Here is a 12,388-nt window from a genome sequence, read left to right on the forward strand (position 1 = left end):
GACGTCAAGCCCGGGTTGCCGCGTACCGCCTCCTACCAGGCACTCCAGTCCAGGTTCCAGCCGCTGAGGCCGTTGTCCGGGGCGACCTGACCGCGCGAGGAATTCTTCACCGACACGACGTCCCCGATCAGCGAGCCGTCGTAGAACGTGCCCGCCGAGGTGCCCGCACCGCCGCCCTTGACGTCCTTCAGGCCCACGCAACCGTGGCTGACGTTGTCGGCGCCGAAGGCGTTGCTCCAGTAGTTCCCGTGCACGTACGTACCGGAGTCGGTGAGCCGCATGGAGTGCGGCACCTGCAGGTCGTAGGGGTCGCCGGTCATACCGGGCATGCTGCTGGACTGCATCCGCACCACGCCCTCCTTCGACATGACGACCATGGTGCCGTTCCAGGTCGGGTGCTCGGGCGAGCCGGAGGTGATGTCGACGACCGAGCTCTGACCGTCCTGGACCACCGTCATCCGGTGGGACTTGGCGTCAACCGTCGAGACGCGGGATCGCCCGATAGTGAAGGGCTCGTCCCGGTCGACGCCCCCGTAGACGCCCGCGGCGATCTCCACGCTCTTCAGCCGGTACTGGACCGTGACCTTGGTCCCCGGCGTCCAGTACTTCTCCGGACGGAAGTCCAGCCGGCGGTTGCCGAACCAGTGGCCCTTCACCACGGTGCCGTTGTCGGTCTTGAAGGTGATGCCCTTCGCGACCGCCTCCTTGTTCTTGACGTCCTTGTCGAAGGTCACCGAGACGATCATGCCGACGCCGTAGGTGGCGTCGTCGACGATGTTGTCGCCGGCCTTCGCCTCGCGCTCCGGCGTCAACGTGCTGAAGCTGCTGTCCGCCGACGCGACCACGCCGCCGGCGTCCACCGCGAGCGCGCTGACCTGGTACGCGGTGCCGACCGCCAGCGGACCGGACGGGCTCCAACTCGACCCGTCGGCGGCGATGACACCGGCCACCTCCTTGCCGGTCCGGTCGTTCACCTTCACGGTGGTGAGCCTCCCGCCGGCCACCGCGACCTTGAGCGCGCCGTCCGGGGCGACGTCCACGGACCCGCTCTTCGGCTGGACGTCCACCACCGCCTGCGAGACCTTCGGCGTGGCGCTCGGCGTCCCGGTGCCCGGCGCAGCCGCACCCGGCGTCCCCGTGCCCGCCGGGGCGGCCCCGGCGTCCGGACCGCCCGAGGCCGGAGCCGCCGCCGACGAGGCCCCCGCGGCCCCGCCGACACCCAGCTCGGCCCTGGCCGCGCTCCCGTTCCCCCCGCCGCCACAGGCGCTGGTCAGCACCAGCGCACCGCCGACCAGACCGGCGGCCACCATCCTGCGTATCGACCTCACCGTCGCTCCCTCCCTCGGTCCCGCGCGCGCGACCCCGCCCCGGTGCCGGGGTGTCGGGGGACCCGACAGATACACGCGGCAGCCACCGGAAAGGTTGCGCCGTTCGGGGGGCGATCGGCCCGGAAAACACGACCGGCCCGACCCCAACGAGTGAGGATCGGGCCGGTCGGTTGCCGAACCGGGACTGCACCGGTCTACCGGCGGGTAGGAGCTACCAGTTGGGCCAGAGGATGTTCCAGCCGCTCAGCCCGTTGTCGGGGGCGACGGTCTTCTCCTTGGAGTTCTTCACGGTGATGACGTCACCGATGATCGAGTCGTTGAAGAACTTGCCGGCCACCGAGGTGTCGCTGCCGCCCTTCTCGTCCTGCATCGAGATGCAGCCGTGACTGGCGTTGCTCTTCCCGAACGGGTTGGCCCAGTAGTTGCCGTGCACGAAGGTGCCGGAGGTGGTCAGCCGCATCGCGTGCGGCACGTCCGGGATGTCGTACTCGCCGCCGAGGCCGACGGTCTGCGAGTTCATCCGGGTGACCTTCTCCTTGCTGGAGACCACCATGGTGCCGTTCCAGGACGGGTTCTTCTCGTCCCCGAGGGTCACCGGCACGGTGTGGCTCACGCCGTCCCGGGTCACCGTCATCTGGTGCGAGGCCGAGTCCGCCACGGAGACCTGCGCGCGGCCGATGACGAACGGCTCGTCCTTCTCGACGTCGCCGTAGACGCCGGGGGCCACCTCGACGTTCTTCAGCCGGTACTTGATGGTCACCTTGGTGCCCGGCGTCCAGTACTTCTCGGGGCGGAAGTCCACCCGGCGGCTGCCGAACCAGTGGCCCTTCACCTCGGTGCCGTTGTTGGTCTCGAAGGAGATGCCCTTGAGGACCTCGGCCTTGTTCTTGATGTCCTTGTTGAAGACCACCGAGACGATCATGCCGACGCCGTAGGTGGCGTTGTCGGCGATGTTGTCGTTGGTGGAGACCTTCTTGTCCGGCGTCAGTGTGGTGAACGAGGTGGTGGACGCGGCCACCAGGCCCTCGGCGTCCGCGGCCTGCGCGTTCACCTTGTACGCCATGCCGACGGCCAGCGCGCCGGCCGGCTTCCAGCCCAGGCCGTCCGGGGTGATGGCGCCCGCGACGGGCTTGCCCTCCTTGTCGGTCACCTCGACCGTGGTGAGCTTGCCGTTGGCCACCGACACCTGGAGCGCGTTGGTCGGCGCGACGTCCTGGGCGCCGTCCTTGGGCTCGACGGTCAGCACCGCCGTCGAGGTCTTCGGCGCCGTCGAGGTCTGCGCGGGAGACGGCGTCCCGCCGTTGCCGCCGGCCCCGCCGTCGGCGCCGGCCGTCGCGGCAGCGTCGCCTCCCCCGGTCGCCTTGTCACCGCCGCTCTTGTCGTCGTTGCAGGCCGCAGTGAGCAGCAGTACCCCGCCCATCGCCAGCGCCACCGCACTGCGACGCAGACGGCGGCTGGTGGTGGTACGTATCGCGGCGTCGGCCGCCCTAACCGGCTTCACGGTTTCTCCCCTCCCGGTGTCCACCCTGATGGACGCGCTTCCGCCCGGGTGGGTTGCACCGGACCGGTGATCTTCCGCGCCGGGCTTCGGCGCGGCAAGCAGGATAGCTCGGCCGAACGGGTGAACCCCGGGGAGGATCCCGGTGAATGCGGGTGAATGCGGGTGAAGATCCCCTGCACAGGATCGCCACACGTGGCCGGGCGCCGTCGACGGCCTTCGGCCCGACGGCCCGCGGGTCCGTGACCTACGGGTCGGTGACCGGCGCCCCGGACGGCGAGGGCCCCGCGGACCGGCTCGCCGGACGGCTCGCGGCGGGGGACGCGAAGGGGCTCACGGACGGGCTCGTCGACGGGCTCGTGGACGGACCGGCCGCCGGGGCCGACGACGGACCGGTCGGCGCACCGGTCACCCCGGCCGGACCGGTCGGCGCGCCCGCGGCAGGGGACGGCCCGGTGGAAGGGGCGGCCGCGGCACCGGAGGGGCTCGCGGAGGACTGGAGGGCGCTTCCCGCCACCCACTGCGCCCAGGGCAGGTTCCAGCCGTTCAGTCCGTTGCTCGGCGGGACGGTGTCCCCCGTCGAGGCCTTCACCTCCAGCACGTCCCCCGGGACGGTGTGCTCGAACAGCCAGCCCGCCGGGCTCTCCTTGCTGGCACCGCCCTTCACGTCCGCCAGCCCGATACAACCGTGGCTGGTGTTCGCGGTACCGAACACCCCCGGGTTCGCCCAGTAGTTGCCGTGCACGAACGTGCCCGAGTTGGTCAGCCGCATCGCGTGCGGCACGTCCTTGATGTCGTACTCGTCGCCCATCCCGACCGTCTGCGAGTTCATCCTCGTCACCCGGTACTTCTCCGACACCACCAGCACGCCCCGGTAGGTCGTGTGCTTGGCGTCGCCGCCGGACACCTTGAGCGTGCGCACCACCTTGCCGCCCTGGCCGGCCCGGACGGTGAGGGTGTGGGCGTCCAGGTCCACGGTGGAGACCTGCGCCCGGCCGATCGTGAACCGGACGTCCTTCGTCTGGGTGCCGAACTCGCCCGGCGCGCCCTGCACGTCCTTCAACCGCAGCGCCACCGACACCCTGGTCCCCGCCGCCCAGTAGGCCTTGGGCCGGAAGTCCAGGCGCTGGCCGCCGAACCAGTGCGCGGCCACCTCCACCGGCGGGTCCGCGGTCACCACCACCGCGCGCTCCACCGCCGCCCGGTCGGTGATCGTCCTGCTGAACCGCAGCGAGACCGGCATGCCGACGCCCACCGTCGAACCGTCCTCGGGCGTGAAGAACGCCACGAAGGTGTGCGCCCGGGCCATCGTCGAGAAGTCGGAGTGCTGGGCGGCCTTCTGGCCCTGGTCGTCCTCGGCCACCGCGTCCAGGGTGAAGGCGGTGGCCAGCGGGAGCGGGCCGGACGGCGCCCAGCTCGTGCCGTCCTCGGCGATCGCGCCCGCCACCTCGTTGCCCCGGGTGTCCGCCAGCCGGACGGAGACCAGCCGGCCCTGGGCGACGGTCACCCGGGCCGGGCCCTCCGGCGGGACGTTCTGGGCGTTGTCGGCGGGCAGCGCGGTGATCACCGCGCGGGACACGGGCGGCGGACCCCCCGCGCCCGGCGGGGCGGCGTCGCCGCTCGGGGTCCTCGGTGCACCGCCGCCCGAGCAACCGGCCAGCACGACCAGGCAGCACCACGACGCCGCCGCCCGCCGCGCCCACATCAGTCCTCGGGGCCGCATACCCGGGGCCTCCCGCCGTTTCCGTCCGATACCTCCCACAACGAGGGCAGTCCCGGCGGGACACGCGGACACGCCGGAGAATCCCACCCCGGTGGCCGAGAGCACACCGAGCCTTGACGCCGGGCACGTGGAACGACCGACGCGTCTGCCTCCTCCCCGCGCCTCCCGGTGAGGGCCGACCCGCTTCCCCGCACGGGAAGTCGGCCTCGCCGACCTCCCGGTCCGCTGTCGTGGGCGGATGCCGGGATTCCGTGCTCCGGCTCCTACGCCTCCTCCTCTTCGGGGACGCGGCGTTCGACGCCGATCTTCACGTGCTCGAACCCGTCCTCCTCGACGAGGACCGGGCGGCCTCCGAGAGGGGTCCCGACGCATACGCGCGCAGGGCCCGTGGACGCGGGCCGTGCCCCTTCCCGCCGGTCCCCGCCCGCCGGTCACGGCGGGTCGGCCGGTCCGCTCGCACCGCGGAGGCGGCCGACGCGGGTGGCTGCTGCGGGGGAAGTCGGACCCGCCGACTTTCCGTGCGCCCGCCCGCCATCCGCCGGTAAGAAACCGTTCAGCCGCATCCACCCGGTGCGATCAGGGAAAGAGACCCCTCACGGGGTACGGGACACCCCGGCCAGGGAGGGCACCGCCATGGCGTCAGGGCAGGAGCTGGAAACCGCCGCGCGCGCACACGGCACGGCGCGCGGAGCGGCACACGGCGCGGCGCACGGCGACGGGCCGCCGTGGCCGGGCAGCTGGCAACCGCTCGGCGCCCGGTTCCGCACCGAGCCGGACGGCCTCCGCGGCACCAACTTCGCGCTCTGGGCGGCCGGCGCCGAGGCCGTGGAGCTCTGCCTCTTCGACGAGGACGACCGGGAGACCCGGCACCGGCTCACCGAGCAGGACTTCCAGGTCTGGCACGGCTTCGTCCCGGGCGTGCTCCCCGGCACCCGGTACGGCTTCCGCGTGCACGGCCGCTGGGACCCGTGGACCGGCGCCCGCTGGAATCCGGCCAAGCTGCTGCTCGACCCGTACGCCCGCGCGGTCGACGGCTGTTACACCTCCCACGACGCGGCCTGCGCCGCCGCCCGCGGCTGGCCCGAGGCGGAGGTCGCCGACACCGTCCGGGACAACCGCGACTCGGCCCCGTACGTGCCCAGATCCGTCGTGGTCCAGGACGACGACGACTGGTACGACGACCACCGCCCGAAGACCCCGTGGGCCGAGACCGTCCTCTACGAGGTGCACGTGCGGGGCTTCACCCTCCGCCACCCCGGGGTCCCGCCCGAACTGCGCGGCACCTACGCCGGTCTGGCGCACCCGGCCGCCGTCGCCCACCTCACCGGCCTGGGCGTCACCGCGGTCGAACTGCTGCCCGTCCACCAGCACGTCAGCGAGGACCACCTCCAGGCCCGCGGGCTGGTGAACTACTGGGGCTACAACACCGCCGCCTACTTCGCCCCGCACGCCGGCTACTCCGCCGCAGGCTCGCGCGGCGGCCAGGTGGGCGAGTTCAAACGGATGGTGCGCGCGCTGCACGCGGCCGGGATCGAGGTGATCCTCGACGTGGTCTACAACCACACCGCGGAGGGCGCCGAGCTCGGCCCCTCGCTCTCGCTGCGCGGGATCGACAACTCGGGCTACTACCGCCTGCCGCCCAACCGCCCGCGCGGCTACGCCGACTACACCGGCTGCGGGAACACCCTCGACACCCGCCGACCGCAGGTGATCCGGCTGATCACCGACTCGCTGCGGTACTGGGTCACCGAGATGGGCGTGGACGGCTTCCGATTCGACCTGGCGGCCGCGCTGGCCCGGGGCGGCGACGCCGTCGACATGGACCACCCCTTCCTCGCCGCCGTCGCCCAGGACCCGGTCCTGAGCCGGGTGAAGCTGATCGCCGAGCCCTGGGACGTCGGCCCCGGCGGCTACCAGGTCGGCGGTTTCCCGCCGCTGTGGGCCGAGTGGAACGACCGCTACCGGGACACCGTGCGGGACTTCTGGCGCGGCGCCCGCCCGGACGTCCGGGAGCTGGGCTACCGGCTCACCGGCTCCTCCGACCTCTACCAGCGCGGCGGGCGGCGGCCCTACGCCTCGGTCAACTTCGTGACGGCCCACGACGGCTTCACCCTGCGCGACCTCGTCTCGTACGACCGCAAGCACAACGAGGCCAACGGCGAGGCCAACCGGGACGGCACCGACGACAACCGGTCCTGGAACCACGGCGCCGAGGGCGAGACCGCCGACCCGGCCGTCAACTCCCTGCGGCAACGCCAGCTGCGCAACCTGACGGCCACCCTGCTGCTCTCGGCCGGCGTCCCGATGCTCACCGCCGGCGACGAGTTCGGCCGCACCCAGGGCGGCAACAACAACGCCTACTGCCAGGACAACGAGGTCGGCTGGGTGGACTGGTCGCTGCTGGCCGACCCGGCCTGGCGCGGGCTGTACGAGTTCACCGCGCGCCTCGTCCGGCTGCGGCGCGCCCACCCGGTGCTGCGGCAGCGGGCGTTCTTCTCCGGCCGCGCCCCCGCCCCCGGCGGCCAGCCGGACCTGGCCTGGTTCACCGCGCTCGGCAAGGAGATGACCGAGGCCGACTGGTTCACCCCGACCGCCGGTCTGGGCATGCTGCTCTCGGGCGCGGCGATGTCCGAGCGGGACCGGTACGGCCGGCCCCTGCGCGACGACAGCTTCCTCCTGCTGCTCAACTCCGGGCCCGAACCGGTCACCTTCACCCTGCCCGGGGAGCCCTGGGCGGCGCCCGGCGCACGGTACGAGACGGTCGTGGAGACGGCGGCGGACGACACCGGCACGCACCTCCCGCAGGACGCGGTCGTCCTGGCCGGGCGCTCGCTGCGGCTGTTGCGGACACCGGACGGAGGCGGCCGCCCGGCCGGGCCGTCCGGCGGCGCCTGACCCCGGACGCCCCGCCGCCCCCGGAGGCCACGGAGAGCCGGGGAGAGCCGGGGAGGCCCACCGAGGGTCACCCGTCACCCCGTCACCGGAGCCGCCGGAGCACCACGGCCGGAACACCGCCGCCGCCGGGTCCGTGGCCGGTATTCGACGACAGGTCCGAAAAACCGGATGAGAAATGACGGCCACCCGGCCTACCCTCACGGCGATGGCCGAGAACCAGACTCCCGACTCCGCGCCCGCCCACCGGTCGACGGTGCGCTCACTGCTGCGCCTGTGGCCCTACGTCCGCCCGATCCGCGCCCGGCTGGCCATCTCGGTCAGTGCCGCACTGCTCGCCGCGTTCAGCGTGCTCCTCGTCCCGATCGTGCTCGGACGGATCGTCGACGGGCCGATCGCCGAGCACGACCTCGGCGGGCTCTGGCCCCTGGTCGGCCTGCTGCTCGTGCTGGGCCTCGCCGAAGCGGCCCTCTTCTACACCCGCCGGGTGGTGCTGGCCAGACCGCTGTCCAGGGTGGAGACGGCGATGCGCGGCGACCTCTTCGCCAAGCTCCAGCGGCTGCCGGTCTCCTTCCACGACCGCTGGGGCTCCGGCCAGCTGCTCTCCCGCGCCACCTCCGACATGTACACCATGCGGCTGTTCCTGGCGTTCCCGCTGGTCTTCCTGATCGTCAACTCGGTCACCTTCCTCGCCGGCACCGGCCTGATGTTCACCCAGGACTGGCGGCTCGCCCTGATCGCGCTCGTCCCCGTGGTGCCGCTGTTCCTGCTCACCCGCCGCTTCGAGTCCGGCTACTCCGGTGCCGCCCGCCTCGCGCAGGACCAGAACGGCGACCTCGCGACCGTCGTCGAGGAGTCCGTCCTCGGCATCCGCATCCTCAAGGCCTTCGGCCGCCACCGCTCGATGGCCGAGCGCTTCCGCGACCACTCGCGGGACCTGCGCCGCACCGAGCTGAAGAAGGCCGGACTGCTCGCCAACCTCTGGGCGCTCATCGTCGGGCTGCCCGAGCTGGCCCTCGGCTGCGCCCTCGCCGCCGGCGCCTACCTCGTCGCCCACGACGAGCTGAGCGCCGGCACCCTGGTCGCCTTCCTCTCGACCGCGCTCGCGCTGCGCTGGCCGGTCGAGTCGCTGGGCTGGCTGCTCGCGTACGCCAACGAGGCCGCGACCGCCACCGACCGGTTCTTCGAGGTCATGGACGAACCCGAGACCGAGGCCGGCGCCCCCGGGGCCGACCTCGCCGCAGCCACCACGGCCGCCGCCACGGCCGCCGGACTCGACGGCATCCGGCTCACCGGCGTCCGCTTCCGCTACCCCGACGCCCCCGCCGACACCCCCGACCTGCTCCGCGGCATCGACCTGCACATCCGCAGCGGCGAGACGATGGCCCTGGTCGGCGCCACCGGCAGCGGGAAGACCACGCTCACCGCCCTCCTCCCCCGGCTGTACGAGGCCACCGGCGGCACCATCACCCTGGACGGCCGGGACATCCGCGAGCTCGACCGGACCCGGCTGCGCGAGCTGGTCGCGGTGGCCTTCGAGGAACCCACCCTGTTCTCCGCCACCGTCCGGGAGAACGTGCTGATGGGGGCTCCGGGCGCCGGGGACGACCGGCTGCACGCCGCGCTCGCCACCGCCCAGGCCGGCTTCGTCGAGAAGCTGCCGGAGGGCGTCGGCACCGAGGTCGGCGAGCAGGGCCTGAGCCTCTCCGGCGGCCAGCGCCAGCGGCTCGCCCTGGCCCGCGCGGTGGTCGGCGATCCGGCCTTCCTCGTCCTGGACGACCCGCTCTCCGCGTTGGACGTGCACACCGAGGCGCTGGTCGAACGCGCGCTGCGCCAGGTCCTCGGCTCCGCGACCGCCCTGGTGGTCGCCCACAGGCCGAGCACCGTCATGCTCGCCGACCGGGTGGCGGTGCTCGTCGACGGCCGGATCGAGGCGGTCGGCACCCACCAGGAGCTGCTGCACGGCTCCCCGCACTACCGCGAACTGATGTCGGGCGAGGCCGCCCTCGTCCCCGAGGGGAGCACCGCCCGATGACCACCACCGTCGAACCCGCCGGCCGGAAGGCGGGCGATACCGGGACGGCCGATCCGAAGGCCGCCGACCCGAACCCGACCGACGCCGAGGCCCCCGGCAGGACGTCGGTGGACGCGAAGTCGGTGGACGTGAAGTCGGTGGACGTGAAGTCCGCCGGCACGAAGTCCGCCGGTCCGGGCGCCCCGGGCGACGAGGAGGAGCTGCCGCCCCCACCGGCCGACGAGGAGGACATCCCCGTCCCGCCGGGCGCACCCGGGGTGCTGCTCCGCTCGCTGCTCGGCCCGCACCGGGGCCGGGTCGTCGCCGCCATGGCGGTGATCCTGCTCCAGCAGGCCGCCCTCCAGGCCGGACCGCTGCTCGTCGCGGTCGCGATGGACCGCGGCATCCCCGCGCTGCGCGACGACGACGCCGGACCGCTGATCGCGGTGATCGGCGCGTACCTGGGCTGCGCGCTCCTGGGCACCGTGCTCCAGTGGACGTTCATCAAGATCAGCGCCCGGGTCAACCAGGACATCCTGCTGGAGCTGCGCGGCCGGATCTTCCGGCACGCCCAGCGGCTCAGCCTCGACTTCCACGAGCGCTACACCTCGGGGCGGATCATCTCCCGGGCCACCAGCGACGTGGACGCGCTGCGCGAGCTGCTCTCCGAGGGGCTCCAGGAGCTGCTCACCGTCTTCCTCTCGGTCTGCTCGATCTCGGTCATCCTGCTGGTGCTCGACTGGCGGCTCGGCCTGGTCACGCTGGCCTCGTTCCTGCCGCTCTGGCTGGTCGCCCGGTCGTTCCGGCGCCGTTCGCGCCGGGTCTACCGCCGCTCGCGCACCTCGGCGGCCTCACTGATCGTCCGCTTCACCGAGACGATGAACGGCATCCGCCCGGTGAAGGCGTTCCGCCGCGAGCGGGCCAACGACGCCGCCTTCGGCGTGGTGAACCGCCAGTCGGCGACCGCCACCGCGGACGGCCTCCTGGAGATCGCCCGGTACGTCGGCCTCTCCCGCGGTACCGCCAACGTCTGGACCGCCGGGACGGTGCTGCTCGGCGCCTACCTGGTGACCGACGGCAGTGTGGCGCTGGGCGTGCTGACCGCGTTCGTGATCTACCTGCGCCGGCTGTACGACCCGATCGACCAGCTGGCGATGTTCCTGAACAGCTACCAGTCGGCCGCCGCCGCGCTGGAGAAGATCGCCGGACTGCTGGCCCACGAGCCGACCGTCGCGGAGCCGACCGAGCCGAAGGAGCTGCCCGCGACGTCCTCCCTGGGCCGCGAGGTGCACTTCGAGAAGACCCGGTTCGCGTACCGCACCGGCAAGGAGGTGCTGCCGCCCTTCGACCTGGTGCTGCCCGCCGGCCGGACCGTCGCCGTGGTCGGCGCGACCGGGGCCGGCAAGTCGACGGTGGCCAAACTGCTCGCGCGGTTCTACGACCCGACCGAAGGCCGGATCACCCTGGACGGGGTGGACCTGCGCGACCTGGCCGGCCCCGAGCTGCGGCGCGGGGTGGTGATGGTGACCCAGGAGTCCTTCCTGTTCTCCGGCACGGTCGCGGAGAACATCGCGATCGGCCGGCCCGGCGCCACCCGGGACGAGGTCGAGGAGGCCGCCCGGGCGATCGGCGCGCACGCCTTCATCGCCGAGCTGCCGGACGGCTACGACACCGACGTGCGCAAGCGCGGCGGGCGGATCTCGGCCGGCCAGCGCCAGCTGGTCGCCTTCGCCCGCGCCCTGCTCGCCGACCCGGCGGTGCTGATCCTGGACGAGGCGACCAGTTCGCTGGACGTGCCGGGCGAGCAGGCGGTGCAGCGGGCGATGCGCACCGTGCTGGCGGGCCGGACGGCCGTGATCATCGCGCACCGCCTCTCCACCGTGGAGATCGCCGACCGGGTCCTGGTGATGGATCAGGGCCGGATCGTCGAGGACGGCACGCCGCGCGAACTGATCGACGGCGCCGGCCGCTTCGCGGAGCTCCACCAGGCCTGGCGGGACAGCCTGGTCTGACTCCGACCTGCCGCCCTCTTCGAAGCCCGTAAGAGACTCTGGACCCTTTCATCCATTACTGAAAGGGTCTAGAGTCGTTTCCGGGCCTTACCGATCCGTGTTCGGGACCGAAGGAGCGACCATGGTCGACCGACAGCACTGGGAGCAGTGGCAGCGCAGCTGGGACCGCCAGCAGGAGTGGTACCTGCCCGACCGCGAGGAGCGGTTCCGGGTGATGCTCGACGTCGTCGAGGCGGTGACCGGCCCCGAGCCCCGCGTCCTCGACCTCGCCTGCGGGACCGGCAGCATCACCGAGCGGCTGTTCGCCCGGCTGCCCGGCGCCGTCAGCGTCGGCGTCGACCAGGACCCGGCGCTGATGACCATCGCCCGCGGTGTCCTCGGCGACGACCGGCGGTTCACCCTCGTGACCGCCGACCTCAAGGACCCGGAGTGGGCCCGGGCGCTGCCGCCCGGGTCGTTCGACGCCGTGGTGACCGCGACCGCCCTGCACTGGCTGCCCACCGACGACCTGGTCCGGCTCTACGGCGATCTCGCCGGGCTGGTCCGGCCCGGCGGCGTCTTCCTCAACGCCGACCACACCCCCGAGGCGTCGATCCCGCTGCTCAGCGCCGCCGACGCGGCCCTCCGGCACCGGCGCCAGGAGCGCGAGACGGCCGAGGGCGTCCTCGACTGGGAGGGCTGGTGGATCGCCGCCGCGGCCGACCCGCTGCTCGCCGAGCAGGTGGCCGCGCGGAACGCGATGTACGGGTCTCACGCCGACGGCGCGTCGCATCCGGCCGGCTGGCACACCGGGCGGCTGGTCGAGGCCGGGTTCCGCGAGGCCGGGGTGGCGTGGCGCTCCGTCAGTGACGCCCTGGTCGCGGCGGTCCGCTGACGCCGCGAACGGCGGGTCCCCGGCCACCGGGGGCCGTCGGCCACGGC

At 73.2% G+C, this 12,388-nt stretch carries 7 protein-coding genes; 4 read left to right on the forward strand and 3 right to left on the reverse strand.

Going from position 1 to position 12,388, the window contains the following annotated elements; genetic code table 11:
- Positions 1-32: 32 nt before the first annotated feature.
- The 3 genes from ACFWOG_RS11715 to ACFWOG_RS11725 all read right to left on the reverse strand — a co-directional run bounded on the left by ACFWOG_RS11715 (position 33) and on the right by ACFWOG_RS11725 (position 4,405).
- Positions 33-1,328, reverse strand: coding sequence for an Ig-like domain-containing protein (locus tag ACFWOG_RS11715; protein ID WP_380357181.1), 1,296 nt, complete (start codon positions 1,326-1,328; stop codon positions 33-35).
- A gap of 211 nt (positions 1,329-1,539) precedes the next feature.
- The gene (locus ACFWOG_RS11720) at positions 1,540-2,748 is read right to left on the reverse strand and encodes an Ig-like domain-containing protein (protein WP_380357184.1); all 1,209 of its coding nucleotides are present in this window, start codon (positions 2,746-2,748) and stop codon (positions 1,540-1,542) included.
- 325 nt (positions 2,749-3,073) lie between these two features.
- The gene (locus ACFWOG_RS11725) at positions 3,074-4,405 is read right to left on the reverse strand and encodes an Ig-like domain-containing protein (protein ID WP_380357187.1); all 1,332 of its coding nucleotides are present in this window, start codon (positions 4,403-4,405) and stop codon (positions 3,074-3,076) included.
- Positions 4,406-5,182: 777 nt separating this feature from the next.
- On the opposite strand from ACFWOG_RS11725, the gene glgX reads away from it, so the two are divergent.
- The 4 genes from glgX to ACFWOG_RS11745 all read left to right on the forward strand — a co-directional run bounded on the left by glgX (position 5,183) and on the right by ACFWOG_RS11745 (position 12,341).
- A complete protein-coding gene (gene glgX / locus ACFWOG_RS11730; protein ID WP_329952197.1) occupies positions 5,183-7,444 on the forward strand; it encodes a glycogen debranching protein GlgX in 2,262 nt (753 codons plus the stop codon).
- A 205-nt stretch (positions 7,445-7,649) separates the two neighbouring features.
- Positions 7,650-9,476 carry an ABC transporter ATP-binding protein gene (locus ACFWOG_RS11735; RefSeq protein ID WP_329952198.1) on the forward strand — a complete coding sequence of 609 codons (1,827 nt, stop codon included), beginning with the start codon at positions 7,650-7,652 and terminating at the stop codon, positions 9,474-9,476.
- On the forward strand, positions 9,473-11,467 hold the full coding sequence (locus ACFWOG_RS11740; RefSeq protein WP_380357191.1) for an ABC transporter ATP-binding protein: 1,995 nt from the start codon (positions 9,473-9,475) through the stop codon (positions 11,465-11,467). Before ACFWOG_RS11735 ends, ACFWOG_RS11740 begins: the two co-directional genes overlap by 4 nt.
- A gap of 121 nt (positions 11,468-11,588) precedes the next feature.
- Entirely contained in the window at positions 11,589-12,341 is a 753-nt protein-coding gene (locus ACFWOG_RS11745) for a class I SAM-dependent methyltransferase (protein WP_329952200.1), read from the forward strand.
- The last annotated feature ends 47 nt before the right edge of the window (positions 12,342-12,388 follow it).

This window comes from Kitasatospora sp. NPDC058406 (assembly GCF_042722765.1).
GTDB lineage: Bacteria > Actinomycetota > Actinomycetes > Streptomycetales > Streptomycetaceae > Kitasatospora.

Bases quoted from the DNA above. Each gene is read 5' to 3' on its own strand.
- ACFWOG_RS11720 (WP_380357184.1), bottom strand. From the start codon at position 2,748: ATGGGCGGGGTACTGCTGCTCACTGCGGCCTGCAACGACGACAAGAGC.
- glgX (WP_329952197.1), top strand. From the start codon at position 5,183: ATGGCGTCAGGGCAGGAGCTGGAAACCGCCGCGCGCGCACACGGCACG.
- ACFWOG_RS11735 (WP_329952198.1), top strand. From the start codon at position 7,650: ATGGCCGAGAACCAGACTCCCGACTCCGCGCCCGCCCACCGGTCGACG.
- ACFWOG_RS11740 (WP_380357191.1), top strand. From the start codon at position 9,473: ATGACCACCACCGTCGAACCCGCCGGCCGGAAGGCGGGCGATACCGGG.
- ACFWOG_RS11745 (WP_329952200.1), top strand. From the start codon at position 11,589: ATGGTCGACCGACAGCACTGGGAGCAGTGGCAGCGCAGCTGGGACCGC.